Annotated in this window: 22 protein-coding genes, 1 other RNA gene and 1 pseudogene; 8 read left to right on the top strand and 16 right to left on the bottom strand. The window is 67.9% G+C overall.

What is annotated here, in order from left to right; genetic code table 11:
* Nucleotides 1-2: 2 nt before the first annotated feature.
* Nucleotides 3-590 (bottom strand): DUF2059 domain-containing protein, encoded by a 588-nt coding sequence (locus AC07XP_RS05695; protein ID WP_235926701.1) that lies wholly within the window; start codon nucleotides 588-590, stop codon nucleotides 3-5.
* Nucleotides 587-3232, bottom strand: a complete 2646-nt coding sequence (gyrA, locus tag AC07XP_RS05690; protein ID WP_062468652.1) for a DNA gyrase subunit A — start codon at nucleotides 3230-3232, stop codon at nucleotides 587-589. The genes AC07XP_RS05695 and gyrA overlap by 4 nt, the downstream gene beginning before the upstream one ends.
* 224 nt (nucleotides 3233-3456) lie before the next feature.
* On the opposite strand from gyrA, the gene ompA reads away from it, so the two are divergent.
* The 4 genes from ompA (at nucleotide 3457) to ssrA (ending at nucleotide 6030) form a co-directional block, all read left to right on the top strand.
* On the top strand, nucleotides 3457-4107 hold the full coding sequence (ompA, locus tag AC07XP_RS05685) for an outer membrane protein OmpA (protein WP_070064005.1): 651 nt from the start codon (nucleotides 3457-3459) through the stop codon (nucleotides 4105-4107).
* Nucleotides 4108-4236: 129 nt separating this feature from the next.
* Nucleotides 4237-4965 carry a bifunctional 2-polyprenyl-6-hydroxyphenol methylase/3-demethylubiquinol 3-O-methyltransferase UbiG gene (gene ubiG, locus AC07XP_RS05680; protein ID WP_495264066.1) on the top strand — a complete coding sequence of 243 codons (729 nt, stop codon included), beginning with the start codon at nucleotides 4237-4239 and terminating at the stop codon, nucleotides 4963-4965.
* Nucleotides 4965-5633, top strand: a complete 669-nt coding sequence (locus tag AC07XP_RS05675; protein ID WP_495264080.1) for an HAD family hydrolase — start codon at nucleotides 4965-4967, stop codon at nucleotides 5631-5633. Before ubiG ends, AC07XP_RS05675 begins: the two co-directional genes overlap by 1 nt.
* 12 nt (nucleotides 5634-5645) lie before the next feature.
* Nucleotides 5646-6030, top strand: a transfer-messenger RNA (tmRNA) gene (gene ssrA, locus AC07XP_RS05670).
* Between the two features lie 114 nt (nucleotides 6031-6144).
* Here ssrA and AC07XP_RS05665 read toward each other — a convergent pair.
* Together AC07XP_RS05665 and AC07XP_RS05660 are read right to left on the bottom strand one after the other, a co-directional pair.
* The gene (locus AC07XP_RS05665) at nucleotides 6145-7119 is read right to left on the bottom strand and encodes a Bug family tripartite tricarboxylate transporter substrate binding protein (protein WP_495264065.1); all 975 of its coding nucleotides are present in this window, start codon (nucleotides 7117-7119) and stop codon (nucleotides 6145-6147) included.
* A gap of 57 nt (nucleotides 7120-7176) precedes the next feature.
* Nucleotides 7177-8496 carry an arylsulfatase gene (locus tag AC07XP_RS05660; RefSeq protein ID WP_495264064.1) on the bottom strand — a complete coding sequence of 440 codons (1320 nt, stop codon included), beginning with the start codon at nucleotides 8494-8496 and terminating at the stop codon, nucleotides 7177-7179.
* 82 nt (nucleotides 8497-8578) lie between these two features.
* Between AC07XP_RS05660 and AC07XP_RS05655 the strand changes: the two genes are divergently transcribed.
* Nucleotides 8579-9505 carry a LysR family transcriptional regulator gene (locus AC07XP_RS05655; RefSeq protein ID WP_492738489.1) on the top strand — a complete coding sequence of 309 codons (927 nt, stop codon included), beginning with the start codon at nucleotides 8579-8581 and terminating at the stop codon, nucleotides 9503-9505.
* 22 nt (nucleotides 9506-9527) lie between these two features.
* Here AC07XP_RS05655 and AC07XP_RS05650 read toward each other — a convergent pair whose 3' ends face one another.
* The 7 genes and pseudogenes from AC07XP_RS05650 to AC07XP_RS05620 all read right to left on the bottom strand — a co-directional run bounded on the left by AC07XP_RS05650 (nucleotide 9528) and on the right by AC07XP_RS05620 (nucleotide 17161).
* A complete protein-coding gene (locus tag AC07XP_RS05650) occupies nucleotides 9528-10898 on the bottom strand; it encodes an FAD-binding oxidoreductase (protein WP_495264063.1) in 1371 nt (456 codons plus the stop codon).
* Nucleotides 10899-10906: 8 nt separating this feature from the next.
* Nucleotides 10907-11725: an ABC transporter permease gene (locus AC07XP_RS05645; protein ID WP_492738485.1), complete on the bottom strand. Its 819-nt coding sequence runs from the start codon at nucleotides 11723-11725 to the stop codon at nucleotides 10907-10909.
* Nucleotides 11722-12552 carry an ABC transporter ATP-binding protein gene (locus AC07XP_RS05640; RefSeq protein ID WP_495264062.1) on the bottom strand — a complete coding sequence of 277 codons (831 nt, stop codon included), beginning with the start codon at nucleotides 12550-12552 and terminating at the stop codon, nucleotides 11722-11724. The genes AC07XP_RS05645 and AC07XP_RS05640 overlap by 4 nt, the downstream gene beginning before the upstream one ends.
* Nucleotides 12553-12565: 13 nt before the next feature.
* Nucleotides 12566-13552, bottom strand: a complete 987-nt coding sequence (locus tag AC07XP_RS05635) for an ABC transporter substrate-binding protein (RefSeq protein ID WP_495264061.1) — start codon at nucleotides 13550-13552, stop codon at nucleotides 12566-12568.
* Between the two features lie 61 nt (nucleotides 13553-13613).
* Nucleotides 13614-14477 (bottom strand): creatininase family protein, encoded by an 864-nt coding sequence (locus AC07XP_RS05630; protein ID WP_070059842.1) that lies wholly within the window; start codon nucleotides 14475-14477, stop codon nucleotides 13614-13616.
* Between the two features lie 19 nt (nucleotides 14478-14496).
* Nucleotides 14497-15765: pseudogene (locus AC07XP_RS05625) on the bottom strand (amidohydrolase family protein).
* A gap of 178 nt (nucleotides 15766-15943) precedes the next feature.
* The gene (locus AC07XP_RS05620) at nucleotides 15944-17161 is read right to left on the bottom strand and encodes an MFS transporter (protein ID WP_495264060.1); all 1218 of its coding nucleotides are present in this window, start codon (nucleotides 17159-17161) and stop codon (nucleotides 15944-15946) included.
* A gap of 111 nt (nucleotides 17162-17272) precedes the next feature.
* Between AC07XP_RS05620 and AC07XP_RS05615 the strand changes: the two genes are divergently transcribed.
* Nucleotides 17273-18211: a LysR family transcriptional regulator gene (locus AC07XP_RS05615; protein ID WP_495264059.1), complete on the top strand. Its 939-nt coding sequence runs from the start codon at nucleotides 17273-17275 to the stop codon at nucleotides 18209-18211.
* Between the two features lie 18 nt (nucleotides 18212-18229).
* Here the strand turns inward: AC07XP_RS05615 and AC07XP_RS05610 are convergent, their stop codons facing one another.
* From AC07XP_RS05610 to AC07XP_RS05600, 3 genes are all read right to left on the bottom strand, one after another.
* On the bottom strand, nucleotides 18230-18862 hold the full coding sequence (locus tag AC07XP_RS05610; RefSeq protein ID WP_495264079.1) for a TetR family transcriptional regulator C-terminal domain-containing protein: 633 nt from the start codon (nucleotides 18860-18862) through the stop codon (nucleotides 18230-18232).
* Between the two features lie 291 nt (nucleotides 18863-19153).
* On the bottom strand, nucleotides 19154-20002 hold the full coding sequence (locus AC07XP_RS05605) for a PhzF family phenazine biosynthesis protein (RefSeq protein WP_495264058.1): 849 nt from the start codon (nucleotides 20000-20002) through the stop codon (nucleotides 19154-19156).
* A 31-nt stretch (nucleotides 20003-20033) separates the two neighbouring features.
* Nucleotides 20034-20663, bottom strand: coding sequence for a LysE family translocator (locus AC07XP_RS05600; RefSeq protein ID WP_495264057.1), 630 nt, complete (start codon nucleotides 20661-20663; stop codon nucleotides 20034-20036).
* Nucleotides 20664-20786: 123 nt separating this feature from the next.
* Between AC07XP_RS05600 and AC07XP_RS05595 the strand changes: the two genes are divergently transcribed.
* Nucleotides 20787-22133, top strand: a complete 1347-nt coding sequence (locus tag AC07XP_RS05595) for an aminotransferase-like domain-containing protein (RefSeq protein ID WP_495264056.1) — start codon at nucleotides 20787-20789, stop codon at nucleotides 22131-22133.
* A 13-nt stretch (nucleotides 22134-22146) separates the two neighbouring features.
* Here the strand turns inward: AC07XP_RS05595 and AC07XP_RS05590 are convergent, their stop codons facing one another.
* A complete protein-coding gene (locus tag AC07XP_RS05590) occupies nucleotides 22147-23688 on the bottom strand; it encodes an amidase (RefSeq protein ID WP_495264055.1) in 1542 nt (513 codons plus the stop codon).
* A 21-nt stretch (nucleotides 23689-23709) separates the two neighbouring features.
* Entirely contained in the window at nucleotides 23710-24726 is a 1017-nt protein-coding gene (locus AC07XP_RS05585) for a Bug family tripartite tricarboxylate transporter substrate binding protein (RefSeq protein WP_495264054.1), read from the bottom strand.
* 187 nt (nucleotides 24727-24913) lie between these two features.
* Here AC07XP_RS05585 and AC07XP_RS05580 point away from each other — a divergent pair, with 187 nt between their 5' ends.
* Nucleotides 24914-25819: a LysR family transcriptional regulator gene (locus AC07XP_RS05580; protein ID WP_495264078.1), complete on the top strand. Its 906-nt coding sequence runs from the start codon at nucleotides 24914-24916 to the stop codon at nucleotides 25817-25819.
* Nucleotides 25820-25836 lie beyond the last annotated feature (17 nt).

Below are 25836 nucleotides of genomic sequence, written 5' to 3'. Positions count from 1 at the left end.
CTTTACTTCTTGGCGGGAGCCTTGGCGGCGGGCGCCTTGGCGGGAGCTGCTGCGCCGTCGGTCGGAGCACCGAGGGCCTTGGCGACGTTGGTGTCGAGTGCGCGCATCTTGGGTTCGATGGTGGCGCGGGTTTCGGTCACCAGCTTTTCCGTCAGAGCGGTCTGCATCTTCGGGTTCAGTTCCTGGTACTTCTTGCTCAGGGGCGAGTTGATCCAGGCCAGCAGCTGCTTGAGTTCGTCTTCGCTGAAGTTCTGCTCGAGGATGGGCGTGAGGGCGCCAGGGGCGATCTGCACGGCCTTGTCTCGCACCAGCGGGTAGGCGTCGTCGAAGTACTTCTTCAGCTCGGCGTCGGCGGCCTTGGCGGCGGATTCGCGCTTGGCTTCGGGCACCTGGGTCTGCAGGTACTGCGAACCGGCTTGCGCGATGGGGGCGCTCGACTGCTCGATCAGGCCGCGTGCCAGCGACTCGATGCCGGGGCGCTGGATCTCGATGAACTGCTTGATCAGCGTGGCCTTGTCCTGGGCCATGGCGGCCATGGACGAGCCGGCGAGGGCAGCGGTCAGGAGTGCGAGCTTGAGTTGTTTTTTCACTGAGGATTCTCCGTTGAAGATGTGGAAGTGTCGTCTGCGTCCGGCTCACCTTCGCCGTTCGCGTCGTTTTCGACGATGCGTTGAAGCCCGCTGAGTTTGGCGCCTTCGTCGAGCCCGATCAGCGTGACGCCTTGCGTCGCCCGACCCAGTTCGCGAATCTCGGCCACACGGGTGCGCACGAGCACACCCTTGTCGGTGATGAGCATGATCTCATCGTCCGCATGAACGAGCGTGGCGGCAACGACCTTGCCGTTGCGCTCACTCTGTTGAATCGCGATCATGCCTTTGGTTCCGCGGCCATGACGCGTGTATTCGGTAATGCTTGTGCGTTTTCCGTAACCATTTTCGGTGGCGGTGAGCACGCTCTGCTGCTCGTCCTCGGCCACCAGCATGGCGATCACGCCCTGGCCCGGCTCCAGCGACATGCCGCGCACGCCGCGGGCGTTGCGGCCCAGCGGGCGGACGTCTTCCTCGTCGAAGCGCACGGCCTTGCCGTTGTCGCTGAAGAGCATCACGTCGTGCTTGCCGTCGGTGAGCGCCGCGCCGATGAGGTAGTCGCCTTCATCGAGGTTCACGGCAATGATGCCGCCCTTGCGCGGGTTGCTGAATTCGTCGAGCGCCGTCTTCTTGACCGTGCCCATCGAGGTTGCCATGAACACGTACTGGTCGGCCGGGAAGTTGCGCTTCTCGCCGGTGAGGGCGAGGGCGACGTTGATCTTCTCGCCTTCCTGCAGCGGGAACATGTTGACGATGGGGCGTCCGCGCGAGCCGCGCGAACCTGCCGGCACTTCCCACACCTTGAGCCAGTACAGCCGGCCGCGGTTGGAGAAGCACAGGATGTAGTCGTGCGTGTTGGCGATGAAGAGCTGGTCGATCCAGTCGTCGTCCTTGGTGGACGTGGCCTGCTTGCCGCGCCCGCCGCGCTTTTGCGCGCGGTACTCGCCCAGCGGCTGGCTCTTGATGTAGCCGCTGTGCGAGAGCGTGACGACCATGTCGGTCGGCGTGATCAGGTCTTCGGTCGAGAGGTCGTAGGCGCTGTGCTCGACCAGACTGCGGCGGGCGCCGATCTTCGACTGGCCGAACTCCTGCTTGATCTCGCCGAGTTCGTCGCCAATGATGATCGAGACGCGCTCGGGCTTGGCCAGGATGTCGAGCAGGTCGTCGATCTCGGCCATGACGTCCTTGTACTCGGCGACGATCTTGTCCTGCTCGAGGCCGGTCAGGCGCTGCAGACGCATCTGCAGGATTTCCTGCGCTTGCGTTTCCGACAGGCGGTACAGGCCGTCGCCGCCCATGCCGTATTCACGCTCGAGGCCTTCGGGGCGGTAGTCGTCGGCGTTGATCACGCCGCCGTCGGCGCGCGAACGCGTGAGCATTTCGCGCACCAGCTTGCTGTCCCAGCTGCGGGTCATGAGCTCGGCCTTGGCGACCGGCGGGGTGGGCGACTCGCGGATGATGCGGATGAACTCGTCGATGTTGGCCAGCGCCACCGCCAGGCCTTCGAGCACGTGGCCGCGTTCGCGGGCCTTGCGCAGCGTGAAGACGGTGCGGCGCGTGACCACTTCGCGGCGGTGCTGCAGGAAGACCTCGATCAGGTCCTTCAGGTTGCACAGCTTGGGCTGGCCGTCGACCAGCGCCACCATGTTGATGCCGAAGGTGTCCTGCAGCTGGGTCTGCTTGTAGAGGTTGTTGAGCACCACCTCGGGCACTTCGCCGCGCTTGAGTTCGATCACGAGGCGCATGCCCGACTTGTCGGACTCGTCCTGGATGTGGCTGATGCCTTCGATCTTCTTCTCGTGCACCAGCTCGGCCATGCGCTCCTGCAGCGTCTTCTTGTTGACCTGGTAGGGGAGCTCGTCGACGATGATCGCCTGGCGCTGGCCGCGGTCGATGTCCTCGAAGTGGCACTTGGCGCGCATCACGACCTTGCCGCGGCCTGTGCGGTAGCCGTCCTTCACGCCGTTGATGCCGTAGATGATGCCGGCGGTGGGGAAGTCGGGCGCCGGCACGATTTCCATCAGTTCGTCGATGCTCGCCTGCGGATTGCGCAGCAGATACAGGCAGGCATCCACCACTTCATTCAGGTTGTGCGGCGGGATATTGGTGGCCATGCCGACCGCAATACCGCCGGAGCCATTGACCAGCAAATTCGGCAGCTGGCTGGGCAAAACTTTCGGTTCTTTTTCGGAGCCGTCGTAATTGTCCTGAAAGTCGACAGTTTCCTTGTCGATATCGGCCAGCATTTCATGCGCAATTTTGGCCAGCCGGATTTCCGTATAACGCATTGCGGCGGCGTTGTCGCCGTCGACCGACCCGAAGTTGCCCTGGCCGTCGACCAGCATGTGGCGCATCGAGAAGTCCTGGGCCAGCCGGACGATGGTGTCGTAGACCGACTGGTCGCCGTGCGGGTGGTACTTACCGATCACGTCACCGACGATACGGGCCGACTTCTTGTAGGGCCGGTTCCAGTCGTTGTTGAGCTCGTGCATCGCGTACAGCACGCGCCGGTGCACCGGCTTGAGGCCATCGCGGGCGTCGGGAAGCGCCCGGCCGACGATCACGCTCATGGCGTAATCGAGGTAGCTGCTGCGCATTTCCTCTTCGAGACTGATGGGCAGGGTTTCTTTGGCGAAGGAGGTCATGAGCAAGAGGCTGGCGGCAGGAAGGCGAAATTTTACGCTGTGAGGGGTGTCGCACCGCCGCAACACAAGGGCTCTATTCCGCCTCCGTCCTACGCTTCAGGGGCGTCCAGCGGCCTGTTTGCCAAAGACCCTATGGCACAATCGTCTCAACGTTTTGGGTGGTGGTCACTTAAAGCGTCCTTGATTCGCAGCGCGGCTGCGGCTTTTTCCCCAAGAGGAGAACCATGAAGAAACTGAATAAAGTGGCGATGATGTTTGCAGTCGCTGCGCTCGCCACTGCCGCCGGCGCGCAGACCCGTGTCACCGCTGCGAACGGCGGTCCTACGATCGACAACTGGCAAAACGGCACCGGCGAACTGGTCTGGAAGAACGGCACGAACGAACTGTGCTGGCGCGATGCCAACTGGACGCCCGCAACGGCTGCCGCCGGTTGCGACGGCGCTCTGGTTCCGGCTGCTCCGGCTGCTGTGCCCACCGCTCCTGGCGTGGCTCCCGTGGCTCCCCCGGCTCAAGTCGCTGCTTCGAAGGTCACCTTCGCTGCTGACGCCTTCTTCGACTTCGACAAGTCGGTTCTGAAGCCTGAAGGTCGCGCCAAGCTGACCGACCTGGTCGAGAAGATCCGTGGCGTGAACCTCGAAGTCATCATCGCTGTGGGTCACACCGACTCCATCGGTACCGACGCCTACAATCAGCGTCTGTCGGTGCGTCGCGCCGAAGCCGTCAAGGCCTTCCTGGTCTCGAAGGGCATCGAACGCAACCGCGTCTACACCGAAGGCAAGGGCGAGAAGCAGCCTGTGGCTGACAACCGCACCAAGGAAGGCCGCGCCAAGAACCGTCGCGTGGAAATCGAAGTGGTTGGCACCCGCGCCAACTGATCGATCGATTCCATCGACCGATAAAAACCCCGCCTCGGCGGGGTTTTTTTATGCCTGTCGAATTCGCAGTCGGGCCTGACGCAAGCCCATTGCTTTCGAGTCGGGCTTTGCTCGCTTCATAATTGCCATATGACAGAAAACGTGAATGCAGACCCGGCCGAACTGGCCAAGTTTTCGGAGCTTGCCCACCGGTGGTGGGATTTGGAGAGCGAATTCCGCCCGTTGCACGAAATCAATCCATTGCGACTCGATTGGATTGACGGTATTGCGCCTATTTCGGGCCAACGTGTGGTCGATATCGGCTGTGGCGGCGGCATCCTGGCCGATTCGATGGCGCGCAAGGGTGCCGACGTGCTGGGCATCGACCTCGCGAGCAAGGCCCTCAAGGTCGCGCAACTGCATGCGCTTGAAGCCGGGACGCGTGGCGTGAAGTACCGCGAAGTCAGCGCCGAGGCGCTGGCGGCCGAGCAGCCCGGCAGCTTCGATGTCGTCACCTGCATGGAAATGCTGGAGCACGTGCCCGATCCGGCGTCTGTGATCCAGGCCTGCGCCACGCTGGTGAAGCCGGGCGGCTGGGTGTTCTTCTCGACCATCAATCGCAACCTGAAGTCCTTCATGCTGGCGATCGTGGGCGCCGAGTACGTCCTGGGCATGCTGCCGCGCGGCACGCACGAGTACCCCAAGCTGATCCGTCCCAGCGAGCTGGCCGGCTACTGCCGCGCCGCCCGCCTGGACCTGCGTCACACCCGGGGCATGGAACACAACCCGCTGACCCGGCGCTACTGGCTCAGCGCCGACACCAGCGTCAACTACCTCTTCGCGACCCAGAAGCCGGCGCTGCCGGAGGCGCAAGGATGATGGCGGGAGAAAAGACACAGGCCATCCTGTTCGACCTCGACGGCACGCTGATCGACAGCGCGCCCGACCTCGGCGCAGCCGCCGACAAGATGCGCACTGACCGCGGCCTGGAGCCCTACCCCCTGGAGCGCTACCGCCCGATGGCCGGCGCTGGCGCGCGCGGCATGCTCGGCATCGCGTTTGGCATCACGCCCGATGCGCCCGAGTTCGATGCGCTGCGCGAAGAGTTCTACGTCGCCTACGAGCGTCGCATGCTGCTCAACACCCTCGTGTTCGACGGCGTGGCGCCGCTGATCGAGGCGATCCGCGAGCGCGGCCTGCGCTGGGGCGTGGTCACCAACAAGTCGGCCCGCTTCACCGACCCGCTGACCGGCGCGATGCCGCTCTTCGCAAGCGCGGGCGCCATCGTGAGCGGCGACACCACGCCGTTCTCCAAGCCGCACCCCGAGCCGCTGCACGAGGCAGCGCGCCGCCTGGGCGTGGCGTCCGAGGCCTGCATCTACGTGGGAGACGACGAGCGCGACATCATCGCGGGCCGCGCCGCAGGCATGGGAACCGTGGCGGCCACCTACGGCTACATGGGTTCGCAAGCCGATGCGGCGCTGTGGAAAGCCGATGCCTCAATCTCTTCGCCCCTGGAGCTCTTGAAGTTACTCAATAGCGCCTAAAATGAGTCGCTTGGGGCTGCACTGGTTTCGACGTGGGTTCGGAGTCGCAGCGGGGCATGTCGAGCTGAATGCGCTCGTAAAACAGATTCAAACAAACTAACTGCAAACGACGAACGTTTCGCACTCGCTGCTTAATTGCCAGTGAGCCTTGCAACAGTTGGCCGATGGGCTGGGCAAGGGGGTCTGGAGCAATCCTGACCTCCCGGCTGCAAGGATAATTACATGGGCTGGCTCCGATCTGGGTACCTTGGGTCGGGGCGAGAAAATAGGGTGCTGGCGTCCGGTTTAGCGTGTGACTGCGCGACTCCGGAAGCGAGACTTAAATCAGATCACTACACATGTAGAACTGCGCGATGAAGGCTTGCGGACGGGGGTTCAAATCCCCCCAGCTCCACCACACAACGACCTAGGGCGTTCACTGAAGTTCAGTGAACGCCCTTTTTCATTGGCCAGACGGCTTCGTTTGGACGACCCCCGCGATCCCGTCGATGGGGTTCACTCCACACGCTAGCTAGTCGATCGCGATCTTGTTCTTCTTCACAAGGTCTGCCCAGCGCCGCATGTCGGTGTGGATGTAGTCGGCGGTCTGCTTCGCGCTGTGGGCTTCAGGAAACATGCCGACGTTCTCGAAGCCTTTCATGACCTCCGGGTCCTTCAAGGCCTGTGCCACCGCCTCGTTGAGGCGATCGCTTCGGTCTGCCGGGAGGCCCGTGCGCGCAGCGAGGACGAACCACTGGCTGGCCTCGAAGTTGGCGATGCCGGCTTCCCTGAGTGTCGGCACTTCGGGCAAGGAGGCGGAGCGGGTCGCCGTGGAAACCCCGTACGCCTTGAGCTTGCCGGACTTGATGTGCGGGAGCACGGGCGTGATGCCCAGTACGGCCAGGGGGATCTGTCCACCGATCACGTCGGTCACCGCCTGGTTGCCGCCCTTGTAGGGCACATGCGTCATCGTCACGCCCGTCAATGCCTGCATGAGTTCGCCGGTCAGGTGCTGGCCGGTGCCGTTGCCGGAGGAGCCGTAGCTGTACTTGTCCGGGTGGGCGGATGCGTCTGCGAGCAGGGCCTTGAGGTCCTTGGGCGCATCGGGCCGTGCCGGTCCTACGAGGACGGTGGAGCCTTTGGCGAGCATGGCGATGGCGCTCATCTCCTTGCCGATCTGCGGCATCGGGATGCTCGTGAGCACGGGGCCCGGAACCGTCACCAGGGTGTAGCCATCGGCCGGCTGGGTCGCCACATACCGCAGCGCGAGCGAGCCCGTGGCACCGGGCTTGTTGTCGACCACGATGGGCTGGCCGAGCGTCGCTTCCAGCTTGCGAGCGACAAGGCGCGTGACGACATCGACGCTTCCCCCGGGTGGGTAGCCGACGACCCAGGTGATCGCTCGAGAGGGGTACTTCTCTTGCGCGAGCGTCGCAGAAGACGCCAGCGCCGTGAGTGCGCAGAAGATCAGAAAGAGGCCTCGGCGGCCGCCTGGATGCTTGGACATGGGGTGAGCCTTCTGGGACGGTGGGGAGATGCGCGAGCGCGTCGGGAGTCCGCGGCCTCAGTCGGGCGCTCCCGGCGCCGTGTGAGGATGTGCTGTCGCACTCTGATGGAAGGCGCGGACCATCCGCTGGATCGGCCCCAGGACCCACGTGTTGTAGACGAGCACATCCGACTCCTCCTTGGGGTCGCGCGTGATGTTGAAGAGATAGGGCGACTCGAGCTTGCCCTTGCCTTCGTTCACCTCGGGCTCCCAGTAGAAGTGCAGCTTCCAGTCGCGCCACTTCACCGCGCGCAGTTCGTTCTTGATATGGAAGAGAAAGCCCTCGCGCAAGGACTTCTGTTCGCCGAGGAAGAAGGGCATCTGATCGATGCCATCGATCGGCCTGTCCTCGGGAATGCGGGCGCCGCCCGCGCGTGCCAGCGTGGAGAAGAGGTCGGTGACGTGCACGATCTCATTGCTCACCCGGCCCGCGGCGATCTTGCCTGGCCAGCGCACGATGCACGGCACGCGCAGGCTGCCTTCCATGGCCGTGTGATAGGTGCCGCGCCAGGGGCCGGCCGTGCCGCGGTACGGAGCGCGGAACTCGGGGCCGTTGTCGCTCGCGAAGATGAAGAGAGTGTCTTGCGAAATACCGAGGCGCTCGATCTCGTCGATGACCTGGCCTACGCGGTGGTCCATCTCGACCATGGAGTCGGCGAAATCGCCATGGCCGGTGCGGCCCGCGAAATCGCGGTGAGGCAGGGTGGGGAAATGCAGGTGCGTGAGCGGCAGATAAAGGAAGAACGGCTTCTGTGCCGCGTGGTTGCGCTGGATGAATTCCAGAGACCGGTTCGTCAGCGTCTCGTCGATGCGCCGGCGCGAATCCAGGTTGTATTCCTCGACGTTCTGCGAAGGCACACCGGCACGGCCCTGCATGATGTACGGGATGTCCGCCACGCTCGGGTCGTAGCCGACACTGGCCGTGAACTGGCTCTCGTCCGTGGTGCGCGGGATGCCGTACCACTCGTCGAATCCCCGGTCGCTCGGGAAGCGGCCTTGAACATCGCCCAGGTGCCATTTGCCGTAGTGCGCAGTCGCATAACCCTGTGCCGAGAGCAACTGCGCCAGCGTGATCTCGCGGCGTGCCAGGCCCTGAGGCAGGCCGGGCGGCACCGACTGCAGGCAGCCCGTGCGGATCGGATGCCGCCCGCTCATCAGCGCGGAGCGCGTCGGCACGCAATCGCTCTCGACATTGAAGTTCTGCAGCAGAAGGCCTTGGCTGGCAAGTGCGTCGATGCGTGGCGTGGGCGCGCCCCGCAGCGCCCCGCCGCCGTAGCAGCCGAGCTCGCCCCAGCCGAGGTTGTCGGCAAGGATGAGAACGATGTTGGGTGGGTTCATGGAGGGACTCATTGCGACTGCAGTCTAGGAACGGCTAGGATTCGGGTGTTTCCAATTGGGAAAACTTCGTTAACTTTTATTCATGTCCTTCTCGGCACGTGACCTCGACTACTTCCTGGAAGTGGCGCGCCATGGGCAGCTGGCCCGTGCGGCAACCAGCCTGACGGTGACGGCCGCGGCGCTTTCCAAGGCGATCCGCCGGCTGGAGGACGAGATGGGGCTCGGTCTCTTCGAGCGCTCGGGCCATGGCATGACGCTCACGCCCTTCGGCGTCGCGTTCCGCGAACGTGCGCAACGCATGAAGTCCGAGCACGACGAGGCGCTTCGTCATGCGGGCGACGTCCGTGCAGGACGTGCCGGGCTCATCCGCGTGGGCGCGACGCTGGCGGTTCTGGATGCCGTGCTCTCACCGGCGCTTGCGGCCCTGCAGCCCCGTCGCCCGGGCATGCATGTGCGCCTGGAAGTGGCGTCCTCGGACGAGTTGATCGACTGGACGCGCCAGGGCCTGCTCGATGTCGCCGTGATTCCGACCTATGAATCCATGCCGCACGGCCTGGTGCATGAGGATCTGCTGACCGATGCGCTCGTCGCCGTGGCGCGCGTGGGGCATCCGGTCTTCGCGCGTCGCCGTCTCGCGATGGGCGATCTGTCGAAATTCTCCTGGGTGCTGCCGTCCGTTCATTCGGCTGCACGCGCGAAGCTGGACGAGGTATTTCGTTCCGCCGGCGCGACGCCGCCGCAAGGCGCGATCGAGGTGCACTTCAATGCGTCCTGGTCGCTGCCGGTGCTTGCAGCGACCGATCTGATGGGCATCGTCCCGGTCTCCGTGCTCGCACTGCCTCAGGCGCGTGGCGTCAAGGTGATTCCCGTCGACGCGCTGTCGATTCCGAGGCGCATCTCGCTTTTTTCACGTCCGAATACCTACCGATCCCCACTTCTCGAGGAGTTCGTGCAGGCGCTCAAGGCACTGGCGCCGGCGCAACGAAGCAGCGCGGCGCGCAAGGGCTGACGGACGCTCGCTGAGGTCGTCTTCAGTTCGCGATCGTCGCCTTCACCGGCCAGTCGCGCAGCTTGCCCGGGTTCAGCAAGCCCATCGGATCGAAGCGCTTCTTCACCTCGATGACTTCCGGCGGCAGCGGACCGCCGGCCTTGCCGTCTTCCACGATGTTCACGTGCGGGTTGTTGATGTGCACCTGGCGCGCGCGGTGGATGTCGATGATCTCGTTCAGGCGATCCTCGGTGCTGAAGCGCACCAGCTGCAGCCCGCTGCAGGTCAGGAGCCCTGCCGCGTTGCGCAGGAACTCGACGTGCATCATGACCTCGCCGCCCAGCAGTTTTTCCATCTCGATGACCTGCTCGACATGCCGGCCGGGAATGAACCCGCTTTGCAGGTAGGTCAGCGTCGGGTCGATCTTCAGCGCGTGCAGCGTCGTGTGGTTCCAGGTGAACTCCATCAGCGTGCGGTTGCTCTTCTGTACTTCGGCGGCCGTCTTGCGGTAGCTCACGGTGCCGCCGTGCGCTTGCACCAGCAGCATCATGGCCGGCTCGCTCTGCTCGGCCACCAGCGACAGCACGGTGTGGCAGCCCTTCGGCAGGTGCGCCGCCAGCTGCGCGAGGTGGTCGGCGATGGGGGCGGCAAAGAAGGTGACGCCGCGCTTCACGATGCCCGGCGCATGTGCGAGCTTGTCCGCGAAGTTCAGCGCGTTCTCGAAGTCGTCGAAGGTCACCAGCGTCTCGAGCCACGGATGCGCCGGCGCCAGCGCGATCTCCAGCTCCAGCACGAGGCCGTTGGTGCCCCACAGGTGGTGCATGCGCATCGCTTCGGCGCCGCGCAGCTCGACCACCTGCGGCTCGGCCTCGATGGTCATCGCGCGGATGCCCAGCACATTGCCGGGGGCGCCCAGCGGCCCGTAGTTGATCGAGCCCACGCCGCCGAAGCCGCCACCGAACAGGCCGCCCAACGTCGCGCTGCGGTAGGTCGAGGGCACGCAGCGCATCTCCTGGCCGGTGGGTTTCGTCTGCTTCTCGAGTTCGCCCAGGCGGATGCCGGCCTGCGCGCGCGCCACGCCGGGCTGCACCCACAGGCAGGCGTTGTAGCCCGTCATGTCGAGCACCACGCCGCCGGCGAGCGGCGTGGTCTGGCCGTAGTTGCCGGTGCCGCTGCCGCGAATGGTGATGGGCACGCCGCGGCGCGCGCAGGCGCCCACCACCGCGCGGATGTCTTCTTCGGTGCGCGGGCGCACCACCACGTCGGCGCGCTTGTCCTTCAGCTGGCGGGTGAGCACCGGGCTGAACCAGGAGAAGTCCTGCGAGAGGCGCGTGACGCGGCCTTCGTCGGTGATCCAGTCGAGGTCGGGGAGTTCGAGCAGCAGTTGTTCGATGGCGGAAGCGGGAGCGTTCATGGTCGATTTCAATCCTGGGAAAGTTCGCTCGCGTGCCACGAGCCCAGCGCCACCTTGGTGAGCCAGGCCATCAGAACGAAGAGCGCGACACCGGTGAGGGAGATGAGCAACAGGGCCGCGAACATGCGCGGAATGTTCAGCTGGAAGCCCGCCTGCAGGATCTGGTAGGCCAGTCCCGCGCCCGAGCCGCCCGTGCCGGCCACGAACTCCGCCACCACCGCGCCGATCAGCGCCAGGCCGCTGGAGATGCGCAGCCCGCCGAAGAAGTACGGCAGCGCGCTCGGGATGCGCAGGCGCACCAGCTGCTGCCAGCGCGTGGCGCGGTTCAGCTTGAAGTAGCTCTGCAGGTCGGGGTCGATGCTGCGCAGGCCCAGCGTGGTGTTGCTGATGATGGGAAACAGCGCCACCAGCGCCGCGCACACCGTCATGGCCGCCACCGGGTTCTTCACCCAGATGATGATCAGCGGCGCCACGGCCACGATGGGCGTGACCTGCAGCAGCACCGCGTACGGAAAGAGCGCGGTCTCGATGCGCTTGCTCTGTACGAACAGGAACGAGATCAGCACGCCCGCCACCGTGGCCAGCGCGAAGGACAGCACCGTGATCTTCAGCGTGACCAGGAGCGCGCTGCCCAGCGGCGCCCAGTCGGTCACCAGCGTCTGCACCATCAGCCAGGGCGAGGGCACGAGGTAGGGCGGCAGCTCCATGGCCACCACCATCCACTGCCACAGCGCGACCAGCACCACGCCGATGAGCACCGGGTAGAGCACGCGCTGCACGCGCGGCTGACTCAACAGGGGCGTCGCGGGCTTTGTCGCTGTCTTCATGGCGCGGCCTCCTCTTCGGCGGTGCTGGCGCGCAGCAGGCTGTCCTGCAATTGCTTCGCGTGGCGCGCGAACGCGGGCGTGACCATGAAGTCGGCCTGGCGCGGATAGGGCTCGTCGATCTGGAACTGCTCGACCACGCGACCCGGCCGCGCGGCCATCATCACCACGCGGCTCGACAGGAACACCGCCTCGTGGATCGAGTGCGTCACGAAGATCACCGTGAGCTTCTTCTTGCGCCACAGCTCGAGCAGGTCGGCGTCGAGCTTGTGGCGCGTGATCTCGTCGAGCGCGCCGAAGGGTTCGTCCATCAGCAGCAGGTCGGGCTGCGTGACCAGGCCGCGCGCGATCGACACGCGCATCTGCATGCCGCCCGACAGCGCACGCGGCAGCGCACCGGCGAACTTCTCCAGCCCCACGAGCGCGAGCGATTCCGTCACCCGCGCATCGGCCTCCTTGCGGGGCACGCCCGCCAGGTCCAGCGGCAGTCGCACATTGGTCTGCACGCTGGCCCAAGGCATCAGCGTGGGCGACTGGAACACGAACGACATCTTGTGCGGGCAGTCGTGCAACTGCGCCACGGGCTTGCGCCACACCAGCAGGCGCCCATCGCTGGGCTCCAGCATGCCCGCCACCATCTTCAGCAGCGTGCTCTTGCCGCAGCCCGAGGGGCCGAGCAACGTGACGAACTCGCCTTCGGCGATCGACAGGTCCACCGGCAGCAGCGCCTGCGTGCCGTTGGGGTAGGTCTTCTCGGCCGAGAGGATTTCGACGGCGGGCACGGCGGGCGCCACCGGCGGCGCGAGGGTGTGGGGTTCGATGCGGTTCATGGCGCGGCGAGGTTCAGGGCAAGACCTTGGCGTCCTTCACGAACTCGGTCGTGTAGGTTTTGGCCAAGTCGACCTTGGCCGGATCGAGCAGCTTGGAGGCCACGAGAAAGTCGTAGCTCGCTTTGGCGCGCGCATCGGTGATCACGCCGATGCCGAGCTTGGCCGCGTCGCCGCCCGTGACCATGCCCATCTCTTTCAGCTTGGCCACGCTGTAGGCCAGCTGGTCGTCGGTCATGTTGGGGTTGTCCTTCTTGATCAGCGCGTTGGCCGGTGCCGGGTCGGCCAGGTAGCTCTTCCAGCCTTCGGCCGAGGCCTTCACGAAGGCCGCGACCTGCTTGCTGCGCTCCTTCACCGTCTTGTCCATGCACGACACGGTGACCGCGTAGGAGGGGTAGCCGTGGTCGCTGAACATCAGCACCGTGCTCTTCACGCCGGCCTTCTGGATGGCGTAGGGCTCGGAGGTCAGGTAGCCCTGCTGCGCGGTGTTCGGGTCGGCCACGAAGGGCTGGATGTTGAAGGTGTAGGGACGCGTCTGTTCGTCCTTCAGGCCGAAGCGGGCCTTGAGCCACGGCCAGTAGCCGCGGTTGGCCTGCGCGCCGATCAGGAGCGTCTTGCCCTTGAGGTCCTCGAACTTCTTGACGTCGTCGTGCGCGATCAGCACCTGCGGGTCCTTCTGGAAGAAGGCCGCCACGTTGACCACGGGCACGCCGCCTTCGCGCACCTGCATCATCTGGATGTCGCTTGATCCCATGATGCAGTCGGCCTGGCCCGCGGCCATCATCTGCGTGATGTTGACCTGCGGGCCGCCCATGCGGATCGTCACGTCCAGGCCGTGCTTCTTGTAGATGCCCAGCGCCACCGCCTGGTAGAAGCCGCCGTGCTCGGCCTGCGCGTACCAGTTGGTCATGTAGGTGAACTTGTCCTGGGCCTGTGCGGGTGCGACGGCCGTGAGGAGCGAAAGCGCGGCGGCGCCGGCCAGGGAAAGAGCGAAGGAACGCATGGTGGGGACCTCTCGAAGGCGGGATGAAAAAGAAGAACGAAGCCGTTGCAAGGCGCGCGCCTCAGGCCGGCACGAACGACTGCTGGATGAAGCCCTGCTGGTGGCCGCGCTCCCAGGTGGCTTCCTCGCGCACGACCCAGCGCAGCGCATGAAGCTCGGTCAGCGCCTGGGCCCAGCTGTCCGAGAGCGTGTCCAGGATCTCCAGGCCCTGTTCGCGCGTGGCGCTGGTCGGGTCGCCGATCACGCCGCTGGGGCCGAAGTCGCGCGCGGTCCAGGCGCAGGCCGGGCGGCCGTCGGCCGACAACAGCTGGATCGGGAAGGGCGGCGGAAAGTTGGCCACCGCGCGTTCCATGTGCACGGTGTCGGGCGCCAGCGCGAGCATCAGCGCGGTCTCGGAATGGCCCGCGTGCATCGCGAGCTTCTTCTCCTGCTCGCTCACCTGCCGGCTCGCCGCGCTGGGCAGGCGCGACACGCCGTGCGGCACGATCACGAAGTCGCCATGGCGCAGGCGCAGTTCGCGCGCCGCCATCTCCAGCACCTGCGGCTGGCCGCCGTGCCCGTTGGCGAACAGCAGCTTGCGAAAGCCCGAGCGGTACACCGATTCGCCGATCTCGATCACGGTCGACAGCAGCGTGGTGCCCGTGAGCGTCACCGTGCCGGGAAAGTGCAGGTGCTCTTCCGACTTGCCGTAGGTGATCGGCGGCAGGGCAAAGGCGCGCACCTCGGCCGGCAGCTTCTCGAGCGCCTTGCCCATCACGCCCGAGGCGATCACGCTGTCGACCGAGCACGGCAGGTGCGGGCCGTGCTGCTCGATCGCGCCGCACGGCAGCACGATGACGGTGTTCTCGCGGTCGGGCAGCGCGGCGATTTCGGTCCAGCTCAGGTAGGGCAGGAAGCGGTGGGGCGGGATGTAGCCGTGGAGCATGGGGGTCCTTGCGTGTTCTTTATTCAGGGAAGAAAGGCGATGCGTCGCCGTGCGTCACGCGGCCGTCGCGCAGCACCACGCGGGCGGCGCTGCGCGAGGGCCAGCCGTGGCGGTCGGCCTGCGTGAACAGCACCAGGTCGGCTTTGGCGCCGACCAGCGTGGGCGCCGTCGTGGCGGGCGTGCGTCCAAGCCAGTCGCTGCGGCACAGCGCCTGCGACCAGGTGTCGAAGGGCTCGTCGAGCTGCGCGACCAGCGCGGCCGTGCCCAGCGCCTCGACGGGGTCGAAGCTGCCGAGGCGGCAGAACGGGTCCTGCACGTTGTCGCTTGCGAACAGCAGCGGAATGCCGCGCGCCTGCGCTTCCTTGACCAGCGTGATGCCGCGCTGGCGCGGCGTGCGACCGGTGACGGCGTCCTGCAGCAACAGGTTGGTGGCGGGCAGCGACACCACGGTGATCGGCGCGCGCGCCACGGCGTCCAGCGTGGCGAAGGCCTGTGCCTCCGGCTGGGCTGCCAGCGCGCAGAGGTGGCCGCAGACCACGCGGCCTTCGTAGCCGATCTCGCGCAGCAGGCGCGCGGTGGTCTGCAGGCCCACGGCCGAGGCGTCGAGCTCCTCGTCCACGTGCAGGTCGATGTCGAGCTCGCAGGCCTGCGCCGCCAACAGCAGGTTGCGCAGCGCGTTCTCGCTTCAATTGGTGGAGTGCACGAAGCCGCCGAGCAGCGCGTGCGGTCCGGTGGCCTTCACCTGCTGCGCCAGGCGCAGTGCCTGCGACGCGTCTTCGAACAGGGGCAGCTTGATGAGGGCGACCTGCTCCAGCCGCACCCGGCCGGCCCATTCCTGCGCCAGCTCGGCCATGACGGGCCAGGCCGTGGGCAGCGCGTCGGGCTCCCACCAGTCGACGTGCGTGCGCACATGGGCGGTGCCGCATGCCCAGGCCCATTGCAGGCCGCGCGATGCGCGCTCGCGCACGTCGGCGGGCGTCCAGTGCACGCGGTCGGCCAGCATCGCGTCGATCGCCCCGAGCAGGCCGGGCTGCACCTTTTGCATGCGCGCCAGCGTGAATGCCTTGTCCAGGTGCGTGTGCGCGTCGACGAAGGCGGGGAGGGCGAGCGTGCCGGCGAGGTCCCAGCCGGCGCCCGGCGTGATGTCCCTCGCGGGCTGCACCGACCGCACGCGGCCGGCTTCGATGGCGATGCGTGCGAGTTCCGGCGCCCCGTGGCGCTGCGGCCAGTCGGTGGGCAGCAGCCAGCGCGGCAGCCGTGCGTTGTCCAGCAGCGCGGGCGCGTTCATGCGCAACGCGCCTCCGCCGGGCGTACGGGAGCGCTGGTTTCCATCGACAGACAGCAGGCAACGCGGACATGCATGAATTTGACCAATCAATCAGAGCAACTGGTCAGGTTATGCAAGCGACGTGCCAGTCCGGGTGCACCGGACTGGGGAGGCGGGCTTTAGCCCGCGGCTGATGCGACTACGTTGCCTGGCGCGGCCAGAGCCGCACCGCCAGCGCGGCGGCGGCCGTGGCGGTCGCCAGCGCCGTCACGCCGGCCCAGCCCCACGCGGCGAGCACCAGCGCGCCCAGCGCCGAGCCGGTCGCCATGCCGATGAACATGCTGGTGAACAGCACGGCGTTGAGCCGGCTGCGCGCACCGGGCTCGATGCCGTAGACGATCGTCTGGTGGGCGATCAGCGCCGCCTGCATGCCCAGGTCGAAGCCGATCGCGGCCAGTGCCAGCAGCCACAGCTGCGCATGCGGCGTCATCAGCGGTGCCAGCCCCATGGCCGCGAACGACACCAGCGCCAGCCCCGCGCCCAGGCGCGTCACCAGCTCCGGCCCGCGCCGGTCGGCCAGTCGCCCGGCCAGCGGTGCGGCCAGCGCGCCCGCCGCGCCGGCCAGGCCGAAGGCGCCTGCCGCCGCGCTGCCCAGGTGGAAGGGCGCGCCGTGCAGCATCACGGCCAGCGTCGACCAGAAGGCGCTGAATCCCACGGCCAGCAGCGCCTGGGCCAGCGCCGCGCGGCGCAGCGTGCCGTGGCGCGACCACAGCGTGCCCAGCGAGCCGAGCAGGGCGCCGTAGGCCAGGTGCGTGGTCGGCCGAAAGCGCGGCAGCCCGCGCCAGGCCGCGGCGCCGATGAGCGCGATGCTGGCCGCGGCCGCGATGAACATGGCGCGCCAGCCGAAGTGCTCGGCCACGAAGCCGCTCACCACGCGCGACAGCAGGATGCCCAGCAGCAGCCCCGTCATCACCGTGCCGACCGTCTTGCCGCGCGTGGCGTCGGGCGCCAGCGTGGCGGCGGCGGGCACGAGGTCCTGCGCCATCGTGGCCGCCAGCCCGATCGCGAGGCTGGCCGCCAGCAGCACGCCGATCGACGGTGCCGCGCCTGCCACCAGCAGTGCGGCGCACAGCGCACCTGCCTTGATCAGCACGATGCGGCGCCGGTCGAAGCGGTCGCCCAGCGGCGCCAGCAGCAGGATGCCCAGCGCATAGCCCAGTTGCGTGAGCGTGGGAATGAAGCCCACCGCACGGGTGGAGGCGCCGATGTCGGCGCCCAGCACCCCGAGCATCGGCTGGGCGTAGTAGAGCGAGGCCACCGACAGGCCCGCGCCGGCGGCCAGCAACAGGATCAGCGAGGCCGGCAGGCCATGCCCCGGCGCGGTGGCCGATGCATGCGTGGTTTGAATGGAAGACATAGTGTTAACCCTCGATTATCGAAGCAAGGGTTGGAATGTGCCCGTTGGGGGCTTGGCTTGGTAGTCCCGTGGATCGCACAATGCCCATACGTAAAACGTATAAATGAGGCCATGTCCACGTCCCCTGCTGTCGACCGCATCGAGCTGATGCAGACCTTTCTTCACATCGTCGAGGCCGGCAGCCTGTCGGCCGCCGCGCTCCAGATGGGCGCGACCCAGCCCACCGTGAGCCGTCGCCTGCAGGCGCTCGAGCGCTCGCTGGGCGTGCGGCTGCTGCGCCGCTCCACGCACGCCATGAAGCTCACGGAGGATGGAGAGCGCTGCTACGAGCGCGCCCGGGAGCTGATCGCCGACTGGCACGCCTTCGAAGCCGACCTGCGCGGCGTGGGCGACGAGCCCGAGGGCACGCTACGCGTGGTCGCGCCGCATGCGCTGGGCCAGCTGCTGCTGGTCGGTCCGCTGGCCGAGTACCTGCGCGCCTATCCGCGCGTGTCCGTCGAATGGCTGCTGAACGACCGCCGGCCCGACTTCATCGCCGAAGGCGTCGACTGCGCGATCCAGGTCGGCGAGATGACCGACGCGATGGCCGTGGCGGTCAAGGTCTCGGAGGTTCCGCGCGTGGTGGTCGCCGCGCCTTCGCTGCTGGAAGGGCGCTCACTGCCTGCGCACGCGGCAGAACTGGCCGAGCTGCCGTGGCTCGCGCTGCGCACCTTCTATCGCAACGAGGTGCTGCTCACGCACCGGCCGACCGGCGAGATCGCGCGCGTGCCGATCCGTCCGCGCATGAGCACCGACAGCCTCTATGCGCTGCAAAGCGCGGCGCGCATGGGCCTGGGCGCCTGCCTGGGCTCGGCCTGGCTGCTGAACGAGGACATCGCCGCCGGACGGCTGGTGCAGCTCGTGCCGCAATGGCATGTGGCACCGCTGCCGGTCTACCTGACCTACCCGCACACGCGCTTCCAGCCGGCGCGCCTGCGCCGCTTCATCGAGATGATGCGGCTCGCGTTGGCCGACCCGACGGGCCAGGTCTGGGAGGCCCGCGTGGGCTGAGCGAGGGCGGCGCGGAACTCAGGCCTTGATGTCGCAGCCGCCCAGGACGAACGCCACCAGTTCCCGCGCGATCGGTTCGCGGTCGATCGGCGCTTCGGGCGGCAGGCCGAGCATCACGCGCGTCTGGATCGCGTAGTCGGCGTAGCTCTGGGTCATGGCCCAGATGTGCATCAGCAGCAGGCGCGCATCGAGCGGACGCATCTGCCCGCGCGCGATCCAGCCGTTGATGATGTCGACCTTCTTCTGCGTCCACGCCTGCGCGTTGGGCCAGTAGCGGTCGAGGTTGCGTCCGCCGTCGAGCACCTCGCGCGTGAAGATGCGCGAGATCTCCGGGTTGTCGAACGCGTGGTCGAGCTTCTTGCGGATGTAGTCGCCCAGCACCGTGGCCGGGTCGCTGGCGTCCTCGAACGAGAACACCACCTTCCAGGCATGCAGCACCTGCATCAGCAGCTCTTCGTAGAGCTCTTCCTTGCCGGCGATGTAGTAGTGCAGCTGGGGCTTGGTGAGGCCGGCGCGCGCGGCGATGGCCTGGGTGGAGGTGCCCTTCAGGCCGTGCAGGCTGAACTCGGTCACCGCCGCCGTGCGGATGGCCGCCATGATGCGTTCGCGCCCCGGCCTCGCGCGCGACAGCGGGCCGTCGGGTGCGGGCATTTCTTGGGCGATGGCGGGAGGCACAGGGGCGGTGGCGACGGTCATGGGCGTGGGAGGCGCGGCGTGCGCCCGGCCGATGGTAATCCTTGGCCCGTGGCCCTTTCTTGCGATGAGTGCGCCTGCGCCTTTCTCGATGGGCGATGAAAGGTGACAGCGGTCGGCATCGAGGCGTTTCCCTGAGCTACTTTTTTCTTCCCCTTGCCTCTACCAGCGCCGAACCGCTGTCGAAACGTAGTGTGCGCAACGCAGGTGAAGTCAGAGTGAAGTCTGTGCAGGCCTTGCGTGAACGGATCAAAGGCCGTCCAGTTCGCCCTTGACGTGCGTGCGCGTGTCGCCGCCGACCCAGATCTGGCCGGCGTCGTCGCGGGTCAGGTGGATGCGACCCTGCCGGCCCAGGCGTGTGCCCTGCGCGGCGACATAGTCGTCGTGTGCCACGCCCGTGGCGAAGAGCCACTGCGCGAGCGAGGCATTGAGGCTTCCCGTGACGGGGTCTTCGACGATGGCGCCCAGATGGTCGGTGAAGAAGGCGCGCACCTCGAAGGCCGCATCGCTGCCCTTCGCATGAGGGCCGACCACGCCGACGTCGATGCGGGTGGGCCAGCGCCGGGCCGGCTCCAGAGACAGCACCTTCTCGGCCGAGGCCAGCCGGATCCCCAGCCAGCCGGGACCGTTGTCGATCCAGGCCGCGTCCTCGATGTCGTCGGCTTCGATGCCCAGCAGCCGCCGTGCATCGTCGAGTTCGTCCGGGGTCGGCGCGCCCGAGCGGATCAGCGGCGGCGCGGCGAACGCGAGCCGTCCCTGGTCGCGCCGGATCTGGACCAGCCCCGCGCCGCACTCCTGCGTGATCACCGTGGCGTGCTGCCCGGGCGCGCCCTGGCCCGACAGCCAGGCGTGGCAGCTTCCGAGCGTGGGGTGCCCTGCAAAGGGCATCTCCCGGTCGAGGGTGAAGATCCTCACGCGGTAGTCCGCTTCTGGATGCGTGGGTGCGAAGACAAACGCGGTTTCCGAGAGGTTGAACCAGCGCGTCAGCTGCTGCATGTCGTGCGTGGCGAGCGCGTCGGCGCCGGTGACGACCGCCAGCGGATTGCCCGAGAGCGGGCCGGCGCCGAAGACGTCGACCATGTGGACGGTGATGCTCATGCGTTCGGTCTTTCGAAGGGATTCATTGGATTCAGTTCTGCGAGACCAGCAGCTTGAGCCCCGCGGCCGCGAACACCGCCGAGAGCACGCCTTCGATCCAGCGCCGCAGCCTCGCATACAGCGCAATCATCGAGGCGGTGGAAAAGACGATCGCGTAGCCGCCGAACACCATGATGCCGAGAAGTACGCAACCGCCCACGATCGCCGGCAACCCGCCGGCGGGTGTGTCCTGGCGCACGCCGAGCGAGATGATCGCGATCCACGACATGATGGCCTTCGGGTTGCCGATGTGCATGAGCACGCCCTGGCGGTAGAGGGTGCGGTAGCGCAATGCACCGCGTTCCGCGCTGCCGTTCACCGCGTCGGCGCCAGGTCGCATGGCGGACCGGCCCGCGCGAAAAGCCAGGTACAGCAGGTAGAGGCCGCCGGCGATCTTGAGCACGACAAGGGCCTGCGCATACGCGGTCAGGACCGCGGAAACACCGGTCGCCGCCAGGATCGCCCAGAAGAGCGAGCCCGTGACAACGCCGGCCGCAAGCGCGAGCGCAGGGCGGCGGCCGTCGCGCATCGCGGTGCCCATGATGGCCATGTTGCTCGGCCCCGGACTGGCGGTGGCGATGAGGTACGTCCCGTAGACGAGTGCGATCTGGCTGACGGCCATGCGGGTGCTCCAAAACCAAGGGTGTCTTCGGCGGCCTGCCTTTCGGGGGCCGAGGAGTGAAAGTTACACTATTGGAATATTCAAAAAGTGTCACCTGACACTTTTATTTGCGAGGCCGCGCACGTGCTCCTTCGATCCTCCTGGACGCCCCGTCTGGCAAGCAACGGTGTGAACGCCACCGAGCGGGTGGTGCTGGCCCTGGCCGACGACATCGTCGAGGGGCGGCTCGCAGGCGGCGATCGTCTGCCTGCGCATCGGGACCTGGCGAAGACGCTGCAGATCGGCCTGGGCACCGTGACGAAGGCCTATGCCATCCTGGAGCGCAGGGGCCTGACGCGCAGCGTCAAGGGCCGGGGAACCTTCGTGGCGATCCACCAGGCGCACGGCGACCGGCAGATCGATCTGTCGTCGAACGCGCCGCCGGCCGCGCTCGGTGCGCGCGTGCTGGCGCGCACGCTGACGGGCATCGCGCGCAAGATCGACGCGGATCACTTCAACCTGTATGCGCCGCCCGGCGGGCACCTGGAACATCGCCGCGTTCTCGCCCGCTGGCTCGAGACGATCGGCCTGGCCGTCGATCCGTCGCAGCTGGTGCTGACCAGCAGCGCACGCCAGGCGCTGTCGCTGGCCTTCGAGCTGGTGTGCGGGCGGCAAGGATTGCTGCTCACCGAACGGATTACCTATCCCGGCGCCCTCGCGCTGGCCCGGCGCAAGGGGTATCGGGTCCAAGGGGTCGAGATGGACGCGGAAGGGATGGTGCCGCAGGCGCTCGCACAGGCGCTCGACGGCGCGGCGCCCGCCGGTGGCACGGCGGTCTATCTCACCCCGACGCTGCACAACCCGACGACGGCCACGATGAGCGCGAAGCGACGGCGGGCCATCGTGGCGGTGTGCCGCCGCGCGGGCGCCTGGATCATCGAAGACGGCGTGTATGCGGCGGCCTCCGACGGCTTGCCCCAGTTGGCCACCTTGGCGCCCGACATCGCGTTGCATGTGAACGGGCTCTCCAAGTCGCTCGGCCCGGGATTGCAGGTCGGCGTGCTGGCACTGCCGCCCGACCTGTGCGGCCCGGCGCAGGCGCTGCTGCAGGATGTGCCCATGGCGCCGTCGGCGTTCTCCTGCGCGGTGGTCGACGAATGGCTGGCCACCGGCGTGGTCGCCTCGGTCCAGCGCGATCTGCGCCACGAGGCCCGGCGGCGTTCCAGGCTGGCCGTCTCGCTGCTCGCTGCCAGCGAGCTGGTCTGGCATCCCGATGCCTACAACGTCTGGCTGCCGATGCGACGCGATGCCGCCGAAGGTGTCGTGGCCGCGGCGGCGCAAGCCGGCGTGAAGCTCACCCCGCCGCAGACCCTGATGGCGAACCCGAAGGACAAGGCGAGCGGCCTGCGAATCTGCCTGGGCGGCCCCGGCTTCGACGAGCTGGCCGGGGCCCTGGCCCTGCTGGCCACCTTGCTGAAGCGAAGCGCCTGACGCGGCGCGGACCTCAGACCACCGGTGCCGGGGCGCCGTCGGTGGGCACGCTGGCGTGCCGGTCGTCGGGAGGCGCGGTCACGATCGAGTCGAGGGCCGGCTCGGCCTTGCGAAGGCGTGCGAGATCGGGCCGTGGCCGGCGCAGCCGCGGGTCGGGAGCGAAGGCCTGCTCCATCGCCTGCGCGGCCGACAGCAGCGCGAGGTCGCCGCGAAAGCGCCCCACCACCTGCAGGCCGAAGGGCATGCCGTGCTCGTCGGTGCCGCACGGCAGGCTGATCGCAGGGTGGGTGGTCAGCGTCACGACGTAGGTCAGTGCGAGCCAGCGGTAGTAGTTCTCCTGCGGGCGGCCGTCGATCTGCAGCGCATGCGACTGCGTCCAGGCAAAGGGCGAGACCGGTGTCGTGGGCGAGAGCACAAGGTCGTAGTTCTCGAACACTTTCTGAAAGCGCTGGAGGATGCGCGTCTGTTCCGTCTGCGCCCAGGCCGCGTCGGGCAGGCTCATGTGCGCGCCCATCTCGTAGTTGCTGCGCGGGTTCGGGCCCAGGCTCTCGGGGGCGCGTTCGTAGGCTTCGCGCATGCCGGCGACGAAGGCCTCCGCGCGCAGCACGTCGAAGCAACGGTGCACCTCGCCCAGGTCGAAGCGCACCTCGTCGCAACTCGCAAAGAGCCCGCGCATGGCGGCCATGCGGTCGTGCATCGTCCGGCGGATCGACGGGTCGACATCGCACAGGCCGAAGTCCGTGGTCCAGGCCACGCGCAGGCGCGACAGGTCCAGCGGCGCGGGCCGCGCGAAGGCCGCCGCATCCAGCGGATAGCTCAAGGGATCGCCTGGATGCGGGCCTGCCGTGGCCGCGAGCTGGAGGCAGGCGTCGGCCACATCGCGCCCCATCGGACCGACCACCGAGATCGGCGACCAGCCCAGGCTCTTGCGCACGCTGGGCACGATGCCCGGCGACGGCCGCAGGCCCACCACGCCGCACTTGGCAGCCGGGATGCGCAGTGACCCGCCGGTGTCGGAGCCGGTGCACACCGGCAGCATGTCCAGCGCCAGGGCCGCGGCAGAACCGCCCGACGAACCGCCGGCGTTGAGGTTGGGGTCGAAGGGATTGCCCGTGGCCCCCCAGACCGGATTGCGGCTGTTGGCGCCGGCGCCCATCTCGGGCACGTTGGTCTTGCCCACCACGATCGCGCCGGCGGCACGCAGGCGACGCACCAGCTCGATGTCGTTCGACGGCACATGGTTGCGCAAGGCGGGCGTACCCATGGTGGACAGCAGGCCCGCCGTCGGCTCGAGGTCCTTCACGCCCAGCGGCAGGCCGTGCAGCAGGCCCAGCGGCTCGCCGTTCTTCACGGCCCGCTCCGCGGCGCGGGCCTCGGCGCGGGCGCGCTCGTAGCAGGTGGCGGTCACGGCGTTGACGAAGGGGTTGAGCTGCTCGATGCGCGCGATGCAGGCTTCGAGCAGTTCGACCGGCGAAAGGGCGCGCGTGCCGATCAGCCGACGCAGCTCGACGGCGGAAAGTTCGACGAGCTCGGAGGAGGAAGAAGGTTGGGTCATGGCTTTCGGAATGTGCCGCACTCAGTCGGCCTGGATGTTGGCGCGCCGGGCGACGGCGCGCATGAGTGGCAGTTCGCGTTCGATCTGCGCGAGCGAGGCGGCGGCGCCGGCGAAGGCCGGCTCCGCGCCCTGGGCCTGCAGGGCCGCCTGGGCCTGGGGCGTGGCGACGATCTTGGCGAGTGTCTTCTCCAGCCGCTCGCGCACCGGCGCGGGGGTGCCCTTCGGCGCGACGACCATGATCCAGGTGTCGGCATCGACCTCGGGGTAGCCCGCCTCGGCGAAGGTCGGGACCTGCGGCAGCTGCGAGGAGCGCTGCCGGGTGGTCACGGCGATCGCCTTGACCTTGCCGCCCTTGAGCTGCGGAATGGCGGCGGTGACGGTGTCCACCGAGAACGGCACCTGGCCGCCGATCAGGTCCGTCATGGCCGGCGCGCTGCCCCGGTAGGGCACGTGCATGATCTTCGCGCCCACCGCCTGCAGGATGATCTCGCCGGTGAAGTGCGAGGACGTGCCCGTGCCGAAGGAGGCGTACGAGAACTTGTCGGGCGCCGCGCGCACCGCGCTGGCGAACTCCTTGACGCTGCCGATGGGCATGTTCTTGTTGGCCAGCAGGATCAGCGGAATGCGCGCGACGATCGCGACCGGCTCGAAGCTGCCCAGGGCGTCGTAGGGCAGGTTCGGGCGGATGGCCGGGTTCATCGTGAGGGTCGAGCCCGAGCCGAGCAGCAGCGTGTAGCCGTCGGGCGATGCCTTGGCCACGAACGCGGCGCCGACCGCCGTGCCGGCACCGGGGCGGTTGTCGATGAGCACCGGCTGTCCCAGTTCCTCCGACAGGCGCTGGCCGACCAGGCGCCCCACCGTGTCCGCGCTGCCGCCGGGCGGGTACGGCACCACCAGCGTGACGGGGCGCGTCGGGTAGGCCAATTGAGCCTGCGCCTGTGCCATCGCGGGCAGGGCCGTGCCGAGGCATGCGGCCAGGCCAGCGAGGACGGCACAGCACCAGCGCCGATGCGGCGCTTGCGAACGGGGAGCGTTCATTGACAGGGTCCTTCCGTAGAGCGAAGAGAAGAGGGGGAGGGGAAATGCTGGGGCACGCCCTGCGGTGTAGCAAGCACAATGATTGGAAGGTTGCGTTGCTGCTGGCGCAACGCAGACCACGCCGATGAAACCTCCCACCTCCAAGCCTCCCGCCCCGGCTCGCACCGGGGCGCGCACCGAACGCCCGATCAACCAGCGCGTGCTCCAGGAGGAGTCGATGCGCTACTTCCTGGAGGTGGCGCGCGTCGGCTCGGTCACCGAGGCGGCCGTGCGGCTGAACGTGGCGCCGTCGGCCGTGAGCCGCCAGATCGGCCGCATCGAGCGCGAGCTCGACACCCTCCTGTTCGAGCGCCGCGCCCGCGGCATGGCGCTCAATTCAGCCGGCGAGCTGCTGGCGGCGCATGCGCGACGGGCCTGGCTCGACATCGAGCGCGTGACCGACGACATCCTCGCGCTGCGCGGCCTGCGCAAGGGCGAGGTGCGCGTGGCCGCGACCGAGGGCTTCGCCTACGAGTTCCTGCCGGCCCTGGTGGCTGCGTTCCAGGCGCGCTGTCCCGGCATCCGCTTCACGCTCGACATGTGCGTGCAGCGCGAGGTGGCGCGCCGCGTGCGCGAAGGCCTGGTCGACCTCGGCGTGACGGTGAGCCTGGGCTCGGAGCACGGCCTGGACGTCGAGATCCGGCACCCCTCGCCCGTGTGCGCGGTCATGGCGCCTTCGCATCCGCTGGCCGAGCGGCGGCAGGTGTCGCTGGCGCAGGTGGTCCATTACCCGCTCGCGCTGCCGGCGCCCACGTCGACGCTGCGCCAGCTGCTCAACATCAGCTGCGCCCGCCAGCGCCTGCCGCTCGAGGCGGCACTGACCAGCGATCACCTCTACCCGCTGGTGCACTACGCGGCGCACGGCCAGGCCGTGACCTTCTGCGGCGAGCTTGCGCTGCGCCAGCAGCTCGAGAACGGCACGATCGTGGCGCGTGCCTTGCGCGACCGCGAGATGAACGAGCGGCATTTCGAGGTGCAGAGCATGGCCGGTCGGCGCCTGCCCGATGCGGCGCGCGCGTTCGTCGAGCACCTGCGCGAAGTGCTCAGCGCCTGATGCGAGGCGCGCCGCCG

The sequence above is a fragment of the Variovorax sp. GW531-E2 genome, assembly GCF_059423125.1.
Note: the sequence above shows the minus strand (reverse complement) of the source record. Positions and strands in the feature narration are given on the sequence as shown.